Annotated in this window: 16 protein-coding genes; 7 read left to right on the top strand and 9 right to left on the bottom strand. The window is 38.2% G+C overall.

Annotated features, from left to right (window positions below; genetic code table 11):
- Window positions 1–136: 136 nt before the first annotated feature.
- Entirely contained in the window at window positions 137–985 is an 849-nt protein-coding gene (locus tag IEV74_RS04830) for a TetR/AcrR family transcriptional regulator (protein WP_188454207.1), read from the top strand.
- 101 nt (window positions 986–1,086) lie between these two features.
- Here the strand turns inward: IEV74_RS04830 and IEV74_RS04835 are convergent, their stop codons facing one another.
- Window positions 1,087–3,261: a DNA topoisomerase III gene (locus IEV74_RS04835; RefSeq protein WP_188454208.1), complete on the bottom strand. Its 2,175-nt coding sequence runs from the start codon at window positions 3,259–3,261 to the stop codon at window positions 1,087–1,089.
- Window positions 3,262–3,359: 98 nt separating this feature from the next.
- Between IEV74_RS04835 and ytaF the strand changes: the two genes are divergently transcribed.
- Window positions 3,360–4,037, top strand: coding sequence for a sporulation membrane protein YtaF (gene ytaF, locus IEV74_RS04840; RefSeq protein ID WP_229683063.1), 678 nt, complete (start codon window positions 3,360–3,362; stop codon window positions 4,035–4,037).
- A 238-nt stretch (window positions 4,038–4,275) separates the two neighbouring features.
- Here ytaF and IEV74_RS04845 read toward each other — a convergent pair whose 3' ends face one another.
- Complete coding sequence (locus tag IEV74_RS04845) at window positions 4,276–4,515, bottom strand: ferredoxin family protein (RefSeq protein WP_188454209.1); 240 nt, start codon at window positions 4,513–4,515, stop codon at window positions 4,276–4,278.
- A gap of 70 nt (window positions 4,516–4,585) precedes the next feature.
- The gene (locus IEV74_RS04850; RefSeq protein ID WP_188454210.1) at window positions 4,586–4,918 is read right to left on the bottom strand and encodes a CHY zinc finger protein; all 333 of its coding nucleotides are present in this window, start codon (window positions 4,916–4,918) and stop codon (window positions 4,586–4,588) included.
- Window positions 4,919–5,438: 520 nt separating this feature from the next.
- On the opposite strand from IEV74_RS04850, the gene IEV74_RS04855 reads away from it, so the two are divergent.
- The 3 genes from IEV74_RS04855 (at window position 5,439) to IEV74_RS04865 (ending at window position 8,459) form a co-directional block, all read left to right on the top strand.
- Window positions 5,439–6,296 (top strand): CvfB family protein, encoded by an 858-nt coding sequence (locus tag IEV74_RS04855; RefSeq protein WP_188454211.1) that lies wholly within the window; start codon window positions 5,439–5,441, stop codon window positions 6,294–6,296.
- Window positions 6,297–6,531: 235 nt separating this feature from the next.
- Entirely contained in the window at window positions 6,532–7,749 is a 1,218-nt protein-coding gene (locus IEV74_RS04860; RefSeq protein ID WP_188454212.1) for a dicarboxylate/amino acid:cation symporter, read from the top strand.
- Window positions 7,750–7,856: 107 nt separating this feature from the next.
- A complete protein-coding gene (locus IEV74_RS04865; protein WP_188454213.1) occupies window positions 7,857–8,459 on the top strand; it encodes a DNA-3-methyladenine glycosylase in 603 nt (200 codons plus the stop codon).
- 61 nt (window positions 8,460–8,520) lie between these two features.
- Here the strand turns inward: IEV74_RS04865 and IEV74_RS04870 are convergent, their stop codons facing one another.
- Window positions 8,521–8,715 (bottom strand): YwbE family protein, encoded by a 195-nt coding sequence (locus tag IEV74_RS04870; protein WP_188454308.1) that lies wholly within the window; start codon window positions 8,713–8,715, stop codon window positions 8,521–8,523.
- 14 nt (window positions 8,716–8,729) lie between these two features.
- The gene (locus IEV74_RS04875) at window positions 8,730–8,957 is read right to left on the bottom strand and encodes a DUF2164 domain-containing protein (protein WP_188454214.1); all 228 of its coding nucleotides are present in this window, start codon (window positions 8,955–8,957) and stop codon (window positions 8,730–8,732) included.
- 148 nt (window positions 8,958–9,105) lie between these two features.
- On the opposite strand from IEV74_RS04875, the gene IEV74_RS04880 reads away from it, so the two are divergent.
- Both IEV74_RS04880 and corA read left to right on the top strand, forming a co-directional pair.
- Complete coding sequence (locus IEV74_RS04880; RefSeq protein WP_188454215.1) at window positions 9,106–10,803, top strand: M3 family oligoendopeptidase; 1,698 nt, start codon at window positions 9,106–9,108, stop codon at window positions 10,801–10,803.
- Between the two features lie 228 nt (window positions 10,804–11,031).
- Window positions 11,032–11,991, top strand: coding sequence for a magnesium/cobalt transporter CorA (corA, locus tag IEV74_RS04885; RefSeq protein WP_188454216.1), 960 nt, complete (start codon window positions 11,032–11,034; stop codon window positions 11,989–11,991).
- Between the two features lie 77 nt (window positions 11,992–12,068).
- On the opposite strand, the gene dhaM is transcribed toward corA, so the two are convergent.
- From dhaM to glpK, 4 genes are all read right to left on the bottom strand, one after another.
- The gene (dhaM, locus tag IEV74_RS04890) at window positions 12,069–12,440 is read right to left on the bottom strand and encodes a dihydroxyacetone kinase phosphoryl donor subunit DhaM (protein WP_188454217.1); all 372 of its coding nucleotides are present in this window, start codon (window positions 12,438–12,440) and stop codon (window positions 12,069–12,071) included.
- Between the two features lie 4 nt (window positions 12,441–12,444).
- Window positions 12,445–13,065, bottom strand: a complete 621-nt coding sequence (gene dhaL / locus IEV74_RS04895; RefSeq protein ID WP_229683064.1) for a dihydroxyacetone kinase subunit DhaL — start codon at window positions 13,063–13,065, stop codon at window positions 12,445–12,447.
- A 19-nt stretch (window positions 13,066–13,084) separates the two neighbouring features.
- Window positions 13,085–14,080, bottom strand: coding sequence for a dihydroxyacetone kinase subunit DhaK (gene dhaK / locus IEV74_RS04900; RefSeq protein WP_188454218.1), 996 nt, complete (start codon window positions 14,078–14,080; stop codon window positions 13,085–13,087).
- Window positions 14,081–14,179: 99 nt separating this feature from the next.
- Window positions 14,180–15,673, bottom strand: coding sequence for a glycerol kinase GlpK (gene glpK, locus IEV74_RS04905; protein ID WP_188454219.1), 1,494 nt, complete (start codon window positions 15,671–15,673; stop codon window positions 14,180–14,182).
- Window positions 15,674–15,686: the final 13 nt, after the last annotated feature.

Below are 15,686 nucleotides of genomic sequence, written 5' to 3' on the forward strand. Positions count from 1 at the left end.
AGTTGGTCAGTTCAACACATAAATAGACTCATCACGATATGTAATGTTATATGACTTACCGGTCATTGTCAAGAATGATATTTTATATCATAATAGATATAATGTATTGTAAAGAACCTAAAGAAAGGTGTTAAAGATGGACAAAAAAAATACCATTATAGAATCCGCGACAAAACTTTTCGCCCTTAAAGGATTTGCCTCAACATCTATCCGGGAAATAGTAGAGGAAAGCGGAATATCCAAGGGAGCATTCTATCTTTATTTTAAATCAAAAGACGAACTGCTTATTGCAATCTTAGAGAGTAACTTCCAGAAGATTGAATCGGAAGTTTTCTTATATGAAAATAATAAACTAAATCCCCAAGAAAAATTCAGCATACAATTAACCATGCTATTTAATATAATTATGGATCATAAAGAAATGGTAATGATGCTGTCTCGAGAACAGACATTACCATTTAAAGATGAAATTAAAAAAATGGTATATGATCAGCAAATAAAGACACAAAAATTCTTTCAAGAGAGCTTGTCTACCATTTATGGACAAAAAATCAAAAACCATCTGTGGGATCTATCTTTAATGCTGGAAGGTCTCTTTCAACCATTCCTTATGTTTATGGTATTTGACGAGGAAGCATTACAATTGGAATACTTGTCAAAGTACCTATTAAGAAGAATTGACAGTATGGTAGAAGATTTAATTATCGATAAACCTTTATTGACTGAGGAAAAAGTTTCATTCATGATGGATCATTTCAAGGATGCAACTAAAGTTGAGTGTACAATAAACAAGATGAAAAATGAAGCAGAAAATTTAAAAGACAAGAAAGATTTGATTGTTTCCATTGAGGTATTAGACGAAGAGGTCAAAAAAGAAGATCCAAGAGCTCCAGTAATTTCAGGTATGTTACTTAATCTAAAACAAGAACCTTCTCTAAAAAACTATTGTTATACAATTGCTGATTACTATAAGATAAAATTGTAATGATCAAGCGTTTACAATGAAACTGAATTTAGTACCATGGCGGTTTTTAACTTGCCATATTTAAAAAGTGTCTTCTGCAGCAGCAGAAGACACTTTCAACTTTATTTCTTCAATTTCGCCAGCGCATCAGCCAATGCATTATTCTTAAAGCCATCATCCTGCTTTTTCAAATACTTGTTCACATCTTTTTTTGATACCTTATGTTTCTGCTCACGTTTCTTGCGTTCATTAAATGTTGAGAGTTTTTCCCTGTGTCCGCATTTGCACATAAACATTTGTCCTTCGCCTTCACCACGAAGTTCCAGGCGTTTATGACATTTTGGACAGCGCGCATTTGTCTGTTTTGCAATGTTTTTCTTATGTCCACATGACCGGTCTTGACATACGAGCAATCTTCCATGTTTATTATTAATTTCAAGCATGAGCTTACCACACTCGGGACACTTACTGCCCGTGATATTATCGTGTTTAAAGGTATCACTGCTTGCCTTAATTTCTTGAACTACTTCACGCGAATAGCTTTTCATTTCAGCAATAAATTTATCCTTTTTCAACTTACCTTCCGCAATCAATCCAAGCTTTTGTTCCCATTCAGCAGTTAGTGCAGGTGAGCGCAACTCCTCCGGGACTAGTTCAAGCAGCTGTTTACCCTTTAAGGTTATGAAAATGTGTTTACCCTTCATCTCCATATAAGAGCTATTAAATAGTTTCTCAATAATATCAGCACGTGTTGCAACTGTGCCTAGTCCACCAGTTTTGTTAATGGTTCCAGCTAAATGCTTCTCGTCTTTTGACATATAGCGGACAGGATTTTCCATTGCCTGAAGTAAACCACCTTCCGTGAAGCGCTCTGGCGGTTTCGTTTCACCACTTGTTTGAGAAATTCGCAAATCTGAAAACACATTGCCTTTTTCAATCACAGGCAGACGCTGATCCTGAGATTTATCATCTATATCATCATGGCGATTATCATAAATTTCTTTCCACCCTTGCTTTTTAACCATCTTTCCTTTAGCCGCAAAACGTTCATTACCAATCTGCGCAATTACTGATGTCTGCTCATATTCATGCGGGTCTGACAATACCGCCAAAAACCGCTTCACTACCAGATCATAAATTTTACGTTCTTTATCATTCAAATCTGCTAGCATTACCGGCTGTTCAGTTGGGATAATCGCATGATGGTCCGAAACCTTTGCATTATCCACAACTGACTTCGAAAGCTTCAAATCCCGCTGCAGCACTTTTCCAGCAATTTTAGCATATTGATCAACTCCGCAAGCCTTCACCCGAACTTTCAATGTTGGAACGATATCTGTTGTAATAACACGTGAGTCTGTTCTGGGATAAGTCAATACTTTGTGCTGTTCATATAATTTTTGCATAAGTGATAAGGTTTGTTTACCCGAGAAGTTAAAAATTCGGTTGGCATCACGCTGCAACTCTGTCAAATCGTATAGCTGTGGCGCAAATTTCTTCTTATACGACTTATCAACCTGAACAATTTTCGCAGGCTTATTTTTTATCTGTTCAAGCAGTGTATCTGCTTTCTCTTTCGAAAACATGCGACTGTTGTTGTCAGCACCTTGCCATGTAAGCTTAAACCCTTTTGTAGTCTTTGCTTCAATTCCATAAAACTTCTGTGGCTTAAAATCTTTTATCTCTTTTTCCCTAGCAGCAATCATAGCTAATGTCGGTGTCTGCACACGTCCACTGGAAAGCTGTGCATTAAATTTCGTTGTTAGTGCGCGAGTTGCATTCAACCCGACATACCAGTCTGCCTCAGAACGGGCTACAGCCGAAGCATATAAATTTTCATAGTTTTTGCCCGGCTTCAACTGCTTAAAACCATCCCGAATTGCCTTGTCCGTAACAGATGAAATCCACAGTCGCTTGATTGGTTTATGCACCCGTGATTTTTCAATAATCCATCGTGCAACAAGCTCACCCTCACGACCGGCATCGGTTGCTATAACAATTTCATTAACGTCCTTTCTGTTAAGCTGTGCCTTTACCGAATTAAATTGTTTGCCGGTTTTCTTTATAACTACAAGCTTTAAATGACTCGGAAGCATTGGTAAATCATCTATACGCCATGTCTTATATTTATCATCGTAAACCTCTGGATCCGCCAATGTCACCAAATGACCGAGTGCCCATGTTACAATATAGTTTGATCCCTCTATGAAGCCATTGCCTTTTTTATGACAATTCAATACGCGTGCAATATCTCTTCCAACAGAAGGCTTTTCTGCTAATACTACCGTTTTGCTCATTTAACTAACCCTCTCTATTCATTCTCCATCTACTTTAACATATTTTACAATTATTTTGCGGAATGAGGAATTGCCAATCAAGGCACACCATTTTCTAAATGCCATACAATAATTTAAAAAGAATTAAAGGATTGATTGGCTTGCTCTTTTATACTGGATTAATTCTGCTCGTTATTGGTGTGAGCTTGGACAGTTTCGGTGTCGGCATAACATATGGAATGAGGCGAATTTGGGTCCCATTTTACGCATTAGTTATTATAATGTTCTGCTCGGGAATCACGGTTTTATCATCGATGACTATCGGGAATTTAGTAAGCTCCTTTATCACACCAGGTCTTGCAAAATTAATTGGAGGTGCAATTCTAGTAATAATAGGAATTTTTTGTTTGTATAATGTTTTCAGATCAAAAATGAAAAATATCGAAAATCAGCAATTAACCAAGGTTCAAGATGATGAAAAATGGGAACAGTTTAAAACGGTTATGAAAAAACCGGAACACGCGGACTGGGATCACTCGGGCACAATTTCGATAAAGGAATCATTAATTCTTGGATTTGCACTTGCATTAGATGCATTAGGGGCGGGGATAGGTGCTGCCATGCTTGGATATTCTGCACTATTAACAGCCATTCTTATTGCATTAATGAGCGGGACTTTAGTATTTTTCGGCATTAACATAGGTGTCATGTTATCCGAAAGAAAGTGGATACGAAAATTAGTTTGGTTACCGCCGTTTCTATTAATAATGCTCGGAATCTTTAATATGATGTCATAATAATTTAGGCTCTATTAATTTAAAACCGCTTAATGGAACAGCACCATTAAGCGGTTTTTCAATACCAGATTAAAACAATGATATAATCCAGCCAATCACGACAATTGCTCCGATTATCATGAGAATTGTACGCAGCATTTTCTTCACCCTTTCAATTAGCTCCTATCCATTTATTACCCAAAAAGGGGAAGATAAAAACGAAAATGCTGGATCATGCAGCTATATTGTATTAAACACACTACCTATCTTTAAAAAACTCCTCAGCTTTCTCTAAATACACTTCCTGCTTCGGGGATAAGTCATATTCCTCTTCTATCGCATCGACAGGGCAAACTGCTTTACAAGCACCACAATCAATACATACATCTGGGTCAATATAAAATTGATCTGGTCCTTCTTCTATACAATCAACGGGGCAAACGCTGACACATTCAGCAGACTTTTCGCCGCCGCAAGGTTCTAAAATTACAAAAGCCATTTTACAATATCCCTCCTCATTCAAAAAAATAAGGCTCCATTTTCATTAAATACTAATTTATTCTACTTTTTCAAGTAATGCGCTCAAAATATAGGTGATAATGCAGAGAACAGCCTGAATTAAATGAGGCATTGCAAATTGGACATTTTGCATTACTATTTAAATAGGCATCGATCGTTAATTCACTGCTACAACTGCCACATAAAATTGCTTTCTGGTCAAATTTTGACTTTGGCCAAACTTTTGTTCTTCCACATCCATGTTCGGCATGACACTTATAACATGGAAAATATTCTCCACAGCAATAAAATTTAATAGCAATTCTATCATTTTCATTATGGTAATGTCGGCACCGTGTTTCATTGTCAATGGAACCTTTCATTATTACGCTCCTATTACTCATATATTAACTCCTCGGAAAAAGCTAATTTAATTATAACAATACCATGAAGCCAGTATATACATTATTTACTAAAGGAAAATTAATTCAACTTGACAAATTAACTATTATATGAGATTATAGGTTAGTTAACAAAATAAAGTAACAAATAAGTATTCTGGCATTCTACGTAATGTTTTTCGAAGATGCTTATTCACACTGGCGCGACTAAGGGGTCGCAAGGACGTTAGAGCAGGTAGGGCTGACGTTGCTTAAGTTAGAGAACACCCAGTGGAACAATGACCGCGGATATAGAGAAATTCGAGAGATTCAGCTTTTTATTTCTGAGTCACTATAAAACGTTTATAACATGCTTTAAACCTGAAATCAATGCTTTCTTAAAGCAACATTAAAATGAATTTCCACCCGATTGATTCGGGATAAAAAAATTAAAACTTATGTGTTACTTTAGCAATCAAAGGGGTACTCTTACAAATGAGGGTACCCCTTTTCCAATCATACATATTTGAAAGAAGGTTAGATGATGAACTATTTACCGACTGGCACAGTTCAAACCATGACAGTGCTTCGAAAAATTGATACAGGCTATGTGTTAGGGAAAAATTCTACCGAGGCATTATTGCATCATAACGAAACGGAAAAAGAGCTAGACATTGAACAAGAAGTGGATGTGTTTTTATATCAGGATAAAAAAGGGCAAACAGTTGCTACAACAATTCTGCCGACCATAAGATTGGACGTATTCGACTGGGCAGAGGTTGTTGAAGTCATCCCGAATTTAGGGGCATTCGTTGATATCGGAATCGCTAAAGAAATTCTTGTTTCTAAAGATGATCTGCCATTATTTGAGGACGTTTGGCCAAAAACTGGTGACATGCTTTACGTCTCGTTAGGAAGGGATCGAAAAGAACGCTTGCTGGCTATTCCTGCAACAGAAGGTATTTTTAAACGCGAGTGGGAATTTGCCCCGGAAAATACCTTAAACGCACAGGTAAGCGGCCGAGTATACCTCACGAGCAAGGAAGGCACTGCCATTATAACTGAAGAGGGTTATCGCGGATTTATTCATCACACCGAACGAAAAACAGAACCACGTTTGGGTGAATGGGTTAAGGGCCGGGTAATTGAAGTAAAAGATGATGGCACAGTAAACATTTCACTTAGACCACTTAAGCAATACAGTATGACAGAAGACGCGGAGATCATCGTAAACTTTCTGGTAGAAAACGGTGGTGTCATTCCATTCAGCGATAAAAGTGACCCCGATGACATTCGAGGAACCTTCAATATTAGTAAGGCTGCATTTAAACGTGCATTAGGAAAGCTGATGAAAGATGGAAAGATTGAACAGCGTGCTGGAAAAACCTTTTTAATAGAATAAGAAAATTTCTTAATGAATAACTGCGCTAATCATTGATTACGTGGTTATTTTTTTTGCCTTCATCACTTTCATATAATTCGAATTTTCTAATATAGACATGAATAAAATACTATAACGAAGGGAAAATTGCATTATGTTTTTGCTCTATTTTTCATCTTATAATGATGATTCCCTTTTCTCAAAAGAAAGGAGGACACATAAATAAGCCACTATTAAAAAATGAGGAGGTTTTACCTTGAAGAAAAGTTTAATGTGGCAAATTGTCGGAGCATTTGTTCTTGCGATTATCGTTGGTTTGATTTTTGGGGAAAGAACCACGTTTATTCAGCCACTTGGTGATTTATTTCTACGGTTAATTAAATTCATTATCGTCCCATTAATTTTATCAACGATCATCGTCGGAGTTACCAGTGCCGGCGACATGAAAAAATTAGGCAGGCTTGGCGGTAAAACAATTTCTTATTATCTTGTTACAAGTTTTATTGCTATCACAATTGGATTAGTCGCTGGATTTATCTTCCAGCCTGGAACTGGCATGAACCTTGAGACGAATGGAGCTGCGGTTGAACCAAATGAAACAGGCGGTGTAGTGCAAACACTTCTAAATATAATTCCAATAAATCCAATAGAAGCATTAGCAACGGGAAATGTTTTGCAAATCATCTTTTTTGCCATTTTTATTGGTCTCGGAATTCAATTAGTTGGTGAAAAGGCAAATACTGTTCAACGCTTTTTTGATGGATTTGCTGAGATTATGTACAAAATAACTGGAATCATTATGACATTAGTTCCACTTGGCATATTCGGATTATTAGCACCTGTCGTTGGTGAATATGGGTTGTCGGTCCTATTACCATTAATTAAATTAATTCTGGCTTTAATTGTAGCGTGTATCGTTCATGCGGCAGTAGTATATTCTTTCGCAGTAAAATCACTTGGTAAAATGAATCCTCTTGATTTTTTCAAAGGTATTTTTCCAGCTGCTGCTGTTGCGTTCAGTACATGCAGCAGCTCAGGTACATTACCGGTTACAATGAAAAACACACAAGAAAACTTAGGTGTCTCCAAAGAAACAAGCAGTTTTGTGCTTCCGCTTGGGGCAACCATAAACATGGATGGAACAGCTATTTATCAAGGTCTTACGGTAATATTTGTTGCACAATATTTTGGGAGTCAACTTTCTATTTCGCAGCTTCTGACTGTTGCTCTGGTTGGAACGCTCGCCTCAATTGGAGCTGCAGGTGTTCCGGGTGCAGGATTAATCATGCTTACAATGACTTTAGCTGCTGTTAATTTACCGCTAGAGGGGATCGCTTTAATCGCTGGAATTGATCGAGTTCTTGATATGTTTAGGACCTCGGTTAATATTATTGGTGACGCTTCCGCTAGTGTTGTTGTTGAAGCATCGGAGAAAAGAAGGAATTCCAGTGGACCAGCAGCGGAAGCATCATAAATAACCATTGCTTAAAGTAACCACACTTAAAAGGTGCTGGTTACTTTTTTTGTGCAAATGATTTCTACAAGCTATACTTATTTAGATAGTGAAAGGATGAGGTGGACATGTGCAATATAACTGACAAACCATTGGATAAGAAATTCTATTATCAGCCAACACTTGAACTTGCTAAAGCATTGCTTGGATGTTTACTTATAAAAGAAACACCAAATGGAATCACTTCAGGCATTATAGTTGAAACCGAAGCATATATGGGACCAGCAGATAGGGCAGCACACAGTTTCAACAACCGCAGAACTATGCGAACTGAAATTATGTATGGAAATCCCGGCCATGCCTATACCTATTCCATGCATACGCATTGTTTGCTTAATGTTGTCAGTGGTAAAACTGATGAACCCGAAGCAGTTTTAATCAGAGGCGTTGAGCCATATACTGGTCAAAATCTGATGGCATCAAGAAGACCGAAAGCGAAAAACGAACGGCAATGGACAAATGGCCCCGGTAAATTAACGAAAGCCCTGGGAATCACAATGGCTGATTATGGACACCCACTTACTGAGAGCCCGCTTTGGATTATGGAAGGTCGTAAAATCGAGGCAACACAGATAGTATCAGGGCCAAGAATAGGTATTGATAACACTGGAGAAGCAAGGGATTATCCTTGGAGGTTTTGGTTAAAAGGAAACAAGTATGTATCCAAATAATGCAAAACTCCAAAGAATACTTTGGAGTTTTGCATCTGGAATAAGATACCGAAATTTCCACCTATTCTGTAACTACCCTCCCAACCTGTCCATCTTCTAAACGGACCTTTATTCCTTGGGGATGGTACTGGGAGTTCGTAAGTATTTCTTTCACAATACCTCCCGTTTTTAGACCAGTACGCTGATCCTTTTTTAACACAATGTTGACCTCTAAACCTGGATATATATTTTTCCGATGCCTGCCATCAATTATCATGATCATTCACCCTATCACTTCTGAATCTCAAAAATATCTTCTAATTTTGCGCTTATAAATGCATGACTATCCTCTACCCCAATATTATAAAACATCGGTGCAAGTTCATTCATAAAAAATTCCAGCAGCATTCCCGCAGCCAGTTCACCCAACTGTTCATCGCGTTCTTTTTCAAAATAACCTTGAATTAACCCGATCATTTCATCTTTCTGTTCTTTTGATAAATCAAATTTTGGTTTCATTTATAGCCCCTTCTTTCCTTAAGAATCACATCGTCCTTATTCTACATGAGAAAATACAGGAATCGAAACAATACAAATTGTCACCTGATTATAAGCAGGAATCCTAATAATCTTGTCGAATTATTATATATAATAGGGAGGGTCTTTTATGCAAACATTTGAGAACTATACATATGAACGACCAGATTTACAAGAAGAAAAAGCGAAATTTGCGGGACTGTTAAGTACTTTTCAAAGAGCTGCGTCTGTTGAAGAAGCATCAAAAGCAATTGAGCAAATTAATACTTTTCGCAACAGACTATCCACTTTATTCAATTTAGTGTATATCCGTGCGTCTATCAACACAAATGATGAATTTTATCAAAATGAACGTGATTTCTTTGACGACTTAGAGCCTGAGATTAAAGCAATGAATACGGACTTTTATAAGGAATTGATAAAATCCCCTTATCGGAAGCAGCTTGAAAAACAATGGGGGCCGCAGCTTTTTCAGATTGCGGATTTGGAGATAAAAGCTTTTTCCAATGAGGTTATTAGCCTGCTCCAAAAAGAAAATAAATTAACCTCTGAATACTCAAAATTAGTAGCCTCAGCACAAGTAGAGTTCAAGGGCGAAATATATACACTGGCACAGCTTTCTCCTTTTGCACAGGACAAAGATCGTTCTGTTCGAAAACAAGCCATCGAAGCTAGTGCCGGTTTTTTCGAACAAAACGCTAAGAAGTTTGATGATATATATGATCAGTTAGTAAAAGTCCGCCATGAAATTGCAACGAAACTCGGCTACAAAAATTTTGTGGAGCTTGGTTATATACGGATGCTTCGTATCGATTATAACGCGGAAATGGTGAATGTTTTCCGAAAGCAGGTTCGTGATTCAATTGTTCCGCTTGTCAGCAGGCTATATGAAAAGCAAGCTGAGCGAATCGGGGTGGATTCTCTTAACTATTACGATGAATCATTCCAATTTAAAAGCGGTAATGCAAAACCTAAGGGATCTCCTGAATGGATCATTGATAACGGTAAGAAAATGTATGAGGAATTGTCGACGGAAACAAATGAATTTTACCATTTTATGCTTGATCGGAATCTAATGGATTTAGAAGCGAAAAAAGGAAAGGAAGCGGGTGGCTATTGTACATTTATTGAGGATTATCAATCACCATTTATTTTTGCAAACTTCAATGGAACTTCAGGTGATATAGATGTTCTGACACATGAAGCCGGACACGCATTCCAATTTTATTCCAGTCGAAAAATCGGGATGCCTGAATATTTGATACCAACTTCAGAAGCTGCAGAAATTCACTCGATGAGCATGGAATTTTTCACATGGCCCTGGATGAAGCTATTCTTTAAAGAAGATACAGATAAATATAAATACTCCCATTTAGCGGATGGACTGCAGTTCTTGCCATATGGTGTTGCAGTAGACGAGTTCCAGCATCTTGTTTACGAAAATCCGGAATGGTCACCCGAAGAACGTAAACAAGCATGGAGGAAACTTGAAAAGATTTATTTACCGCACCGTGATTACGATGGCATACCATATTTGGAAGCTGGTGGATTTTGGCAGCGTCAAGGGCATATTTACGAGGTTCCTTTTTATTACATTGATTACACGCTGGCGCAAATATGTGCATTTCAATTTTGGAAACGATCTCGTGAAAATCGGGAAGAAGCGTGGAATGATTATATAAATTTATGTAAATTAGGGGGATCGAAGTCATTCCTTGGTCTTGTAGAGTCTGCTAATCTGCGTTCTCCATTTAAAGAGGGTTGTGTTGAATCGGTTGTCGGGACAATTGAAGAATGGCTGATGTCTGTAGATGATAAAGCATTGTAAATAAGTATGGCTGACTAACTGCCTAATAAGGTATCTGACCTTGTTGGGCAGTTTTATTATTTTCTAAAAAATTGTTGTATTAAACACAGAATACATAAAATGCGGGGTAAGTACTATGTAAATTTCGCATTTTATAATAACTCTCCTATCCCCAATAATTTCCCTGCATGAAATATACTCCAACAGGGAAATACATAATAAGATAATCATTAATAAGGAGTATCATTCATGATTCGAATCATAGCAGTTACAGCAAACAATGAAAAAATTACAGACCTGACGATTGATGAGGCTGATTTCAAAAAACACAAATGGTGGTGGATTGATTACAGTAATCCGAACGATGATGAAATCAGTAAACTGAAAACAAAGCTTCACTTTCATCCGTTGGCAATTGAGGATTGCATACATAGCCAGCAGCGCCCAAAGCTCGATTATTATGATAGCTTTGCATTTTATGTAGCACATACAATTGGACCGAAACATTATGATAAACATGAGATTGACTTTTTTATTGGCAGTAATTTCATCGTTACATTTCATCATCGAAATTTGAAAGAAATAGATCAGGTTTGGAACATTCTAATGAAACGGGCAACAAATGATGAATGGGATGAATACCGCGTTTTTTATGAGGTAATGGATAAAGTAGTCGATAACTTTTTCCCGATTGTATACGAACTCGAAGATAAAATTAATGAGGTGGAGGAAAATCCGGATAATAAATCAATGGACGTTCTTTTGGACAATTTATTTGATTTTAGACATGCATTATTAAAATTGCGGCATACAATCAACCCAATACGAGATTTATTTTACCGTGTTTTGAACTCCCATCATTTAGAAGGAATAAAGGATCGGCGGGAATATTTTGCGGATATCTATGATCATTTATTGAAGCTATCAGAAATGGTTGCATCTAACAGAGAGATTACAAATGATATTCGGGATAACTTTATTTCCCTCAACTCTTATCAGCAAAATAAAGTTATCCAAGTATTAACTGTTATTACATCCATATTCGCACCACTCACCTTCATAGCTGGCATCTATGGTATGAATTTTGTAAACATGCCTGAATTAACGTGGGAGTCTGGCTATTTTGTTGTATTGATCATCATGTTCGTTCTTACAGTAGCCATGGTCCTCTGGTTTAAGAAAAAAGGCTGGTTTGGCGGTAAAAGTTAATACATTGATTTTGCTTTGGTTTGAGTTTATCCAATTTAAACGGTGCCTTAGCAGCCTTAACTGCCAAGGCACCGCTATTAGAATCCCTTTTCCAAGGCCTTCACTACTTCATCAAGTGACTTATTCATTCCAGATTCAACAGCCGCTACGTAAGATCCTTCCAACAATGGGGCTTCAACAATTTTAATGTTATCTTTTTCGGACATTTCAATTGCCATTTCAGCATTCATTTTTGCACTTCCCAAATCATACATCAATAAAACGCCCTTTTCACTATAGGCTTTATCAATTGCCACTTGAATTTTTTCAATACTTGTACCAATTTCGTTCTCATCCGTTCCACCAGCTAGTTCAATAGGAACGTCATGAATCACTTGTCTGATAATATCTTTGATGCCCTCAACCACTTTTGGGCTATGAGAGATTAATACAATTCCAACGTATGACATATCATCATGCTCCTTCATTTATTACTTCTGCTAAAGACTCGAATAGATAAAATGAAGAAACGGAACCCGGATCCAGATGTCCGATGGAACGATCTCCTAAATATGCTGCACGTCCCTTCGTAGCCTTTATATCCTTTGAACCTTCCATTCCCGATTTAGCTGATTGCAAAATCACTTCACTATCAAATCCTTCATTCTCCCGAAGTGCATTTGCAACCGCCGACCAGACATCTACAAGCGTCTTTTCACCAATTTCAGCTTTTCCGCGTTGTTTTACACCATTTAGCGCATCCTCAATTCCTTTAGAAAAAGTGGCATAATCCACGTCCGTTCCTTTAAAAGTCATGGACAGCTTCAAAAACGCTGTTCCATACAACGGTCCTGCTGCACCACCTACTTTGGACATCAATGTCATGGCTGCATCCTTCATAACATCGGCTGCATGCTGATATGCTTCTCCGTTCAGTTTTTTCATGACTTCCCCGAAACCGCGAGCCATATTAATTCCATGGTCTCCGTCGCCAATAGCCTGATCGAGCGTGGTTAAATACTCCTTATTATCCTGTATCTTTTCGTTCGTTTTTGCCATCCAATCCAGTGCATGTTCAACCTGTAAATTATCCACGTTAGACTTCTCCCTTCAATCAGCTATGAAAAGCGGATCCAAGAGCCTCCGCATCAAGCAATTCTTTCAATTCGTCATCTAATTTCAACAAAGTCACAGAGCATCCTGCCATTTCTAATGATGTCATGTATTCTCCTACAAATGTTTTGTATACATTTATACCCTTTTCCGCCAAAATGTCATGCACTTTTCCATTCAAAATAAAAAGTTCCATTTCTGGAGTTGATCCGAGTCCATTCACCATAACTGCTATTTCATCATTACGTTTAAGTTCAAGATCTTCTAAAACTTTTCCAGTAAGCTCAACCGCAATTTCATCTGCTGAAGCAATTTTTGTCCGTTCAATACCAGGTTCTCCGTGAATGCCCATACCAACTTCCATCTCATCAGCAGCTAACTCAAAGCTTGGCTTGCCCGCTGCAGGCACTGTACATGGACTTATTGCCATACCCATTGAACGCACGTTAGCTACTACTTTCTCAGCAATCACTTTCACCTCATCCAGTGATCCGCCTTTTTCCGCCATCGCCCCGGCAATTTTATGTACGAAAATTGTTCCAGCAATGCCCCTGCGCCCTGTTGTAAATGAGCTGTCTTCAACGGCAACATCATCATTAACAACTACCTTCTCTACCTTAATCCCTTCTGCTTCCGCAAGTTCAGCAGCCATTTCAAAATTTAGTACATCTCCAGTGTAGTTTTTAATAATTAAAAATACACCAGAGCCACTGTCAACTGCTTTTATTGCCTCAAAAACCTGATCGGGGGTTGGTGAGGTGAATACTTCTCCAGCAACTGCAGCATCGAGTAACCCTTTTCCAACAAATCCAGCGTGGGCAGGTTCATGTCCGCTCCCCCCTCCACTAACCAGTCCAACTTTATTAGCGACAGGAGCATCTTTTCTCGCAATAACTGTTGTTCCCTGTAATTGCTTGACACTGTTAGGATATGCAGCAACCAATCCTTTAATCATATCTTGTACAACTTGATTCGGATCATTAATAATTTTTTTCATTTAGTGCTCACTCCTTAAACAATATTTTGAAAAGAGACCATTCCCAAATCTGTGGTACTGGTCTCTTTTGCTTAACTTAATTAAATGGTCGCACATTGCTTATTTAAAAACTCTTGTAGCCTCAACTGCCTTTTTCCAGCCACTGTATAGCTCGTTACGCTTCTCCTCTTCTAATACATTGTTAAACGTTTTTTCATTTTGCCACTGTTTTGCAATTTCATCCTTATCTGCCCAATATCCAACAGCTAATCCTGCTAGATATGCTGCACCTAATGCCGTTGTTTCCTGTACAACAGGACGTTCTACCGGTACACCCAGGATGTCGCTTTGGAACTGCATAAGAAAATTATTTTTTACTGCACCGCCGTCTACACGCAATGTTTTTAAATCAATACCAGAATCCGCAATCATGGCATCTAATACATCCTTTGTCTGGTATGCAAGTGATTCAAGTGTGGCACGAATAAAGTGTTCCTTGGTTGTACCGCGTGTTAACCCAAAGACCGCACCTCTTGCATCACTATCCCAATAAGGTGTTCCAAGGCCGACGAAAGCAGGAACTAAATACACACCATCTGTTGAGTCCACCTTAGCAGCAAAATCTTCACTTTCTGGCGTATTTTCAATAATCTTCAATCCATCACGCAGCCATTGAATTGCTGAACCTGCTACAAAAATACTACCTTCAAGGGCATATTCAACCTTTCCATCAACGCCCCAGGCAAGGGTAGTCAACAAACCATTTTCAGACGCAACCCCTTGTTCACCAGTATTCATAAGCATGAAACAACCTGTTCCATACGTGTTTTTCGCCATCCCTTTATCAAAACATGCTTGACCAAACAATGCTGCCTGCTGGTCACCTGCAATTCCCGCAATCGGAACTTCATGGCCAAAGAAATGATAGTCAACCGTATTCGCATAAACCTCAGACGATTGTTTCACTTCCGGAAGCATGCTCTTTGGAACAGTGAGAATATCAAGCAGCTCTTCGTCCCATTTAAGATCATAAATATTAAACATTAACGTTCTGGATGCATTTGAATAATCCGTAATATGTGTTTTCCCGCCAGAAAGTTTGTAAACCAACCAAGTGTCCATCGTTCCAAATAACAAATCACCATTGTCAGCCTTTTCCCTCGCGCCTTCAACATTGTCAAGAATCCATTTTACCTTTGTACCAGAGAAGTACGGATCAAGCAATAATCCAGTTTTTTCTCTAAACAAATCATTGTATCCCTTTTCACGTAATTCTTTACAGATACCATCTGTTTGTCGAGATTGCCAAACGATTGCTTTATAAATTGGCTTTCCTGTATTTTTGTCCCAAACAACTGTTGTTTCCCGTTGATTCGTAATACCAATCCCTGCAATGTCACTTGGGTCGGCATCTGCCTTTCGAAGAACCTCTGCTACACATGCTAGAACCGATGTCCAAATTTCATTTGCATCATGTTCTACCCAGCCTGGCCGCGTGAAAAATTGCTCAAATTCTTTTTGGGCAGTTTCCACAATTGCACCACTATGGTCAAAAAGAATTGCACGTGAACTAGTTGTCCCTTGGTCTAGTGATAAGATATACTGTTTACTCATCATTCATTTCCCC

The sequence above is a fragment of the Virgibacillus oceani genome (assembly GCF_014638995.1).
In the GTDB taxonomy this organism is placed as follows: domain Bacteria; phylum Bacillota; class Bacilli; order Bacillales; family Amphibacillaceae; genus Virgibacillus_E; species Virgibacillus_E oceani.

Excerpts from the sequence above, each read along its gene's own strand:
- IEV74_RS04870 (WP_188454308.1), bottom strand. The coding sequence starts at position 8,715 with ATGATAATTGATGGCAGGCATCGGAAAAATATATATCCAGGTTTAGAG.
- glpK (WP_188454219.1), bottom strand. The coding sequence starts at position 15,673 with ATGAGTAAACAGTATATCTTATCACTAGACCAAGGGACAACTAGTTCA.
- IEV74_RS04855 (WP_188454211.1), top strand. The coding sequence starts at position 5,439 with ATGAACTATTTACCGACTGGCACAGTTCAAACCATGACAGTGCTTCGA.
- dhaK (WP_188454218.1), bottom strand. The coding sequence starts at position 14,080 with ATGAAAAAAATTATTAATGATCCGAATCAAGTTGTACAAGATATGATT.
- IEV74_RS04880 (WP_188454215.1), top strand. The coding sequence starts at position 9,106 with ATGCAAACATTTGAGAACTATACATATGAACGACCAGATTTACAAGAA.
- IEV74_RS04875 (WP_188454214.1), bottom strand. The coding sequence starts at position 8,957 with ATGAAACCAAAATTTGATTTATCAAAAGAACAGAAAGATGAAATGATC.
- IEV74_RS04865 (WP_188454213.1), top strand. The coding sequence starts at position 7,857 with ATGTGCAATATAACTGACAAACCATTGGATAAGAAATTCTATTATCAG.
- corA (WP_188454216.1), top strand. The coding sequence starts at position 11,032 with ATGATTCGAATCATAGCAGTTACAGCAAACAATGAAAAAATTACAGAC.
- IEV74_RS04830 (WP_188454207.1), top strand. The coding sequence starts at position 137 with ATGGACAAAAAAAATACCATTATAGAATCCGCGACAAAACTTTTCGCC.
- IEV74_RS04850 (WP_188454210.1), bottom strand. The coding sequence starts at position 4,918 with ATGAGTAATAGGAGCGTAATAATGAAAGGTTCCATTGACAATGAAACA.
- ytaF (WP_229683063.1), top strand. The coding sequence starts at position 3,360 with ATGCCATACAATAATTTAAAAAGAATTAAAGGATTGATTGGCTTGCTC.
- dhaM (WP_188454217.1), bottom strand. The coding sequence starts at position 12,440 with ATGTCATACGTTGGAATTGTATTAATCTCTCATAGCCCAAAAGTGGTT.
- IEV74_RS04845 (WP_188454209.1), bottom strand. The coding sequence starts at position 4,515 with ATGGCTTTTGTAATTTTAGAACCTTGCGGCGGCGAAAAGTCTGCTGAA.
- IEV74_RS04835 (WP_188454208.1), bottom strand. The coding sequence starts at position 3,261 with ATGAGCAAAACGGTAGTATTAGCAGAAAAGCCTTCTGTTGGAAGAGAT.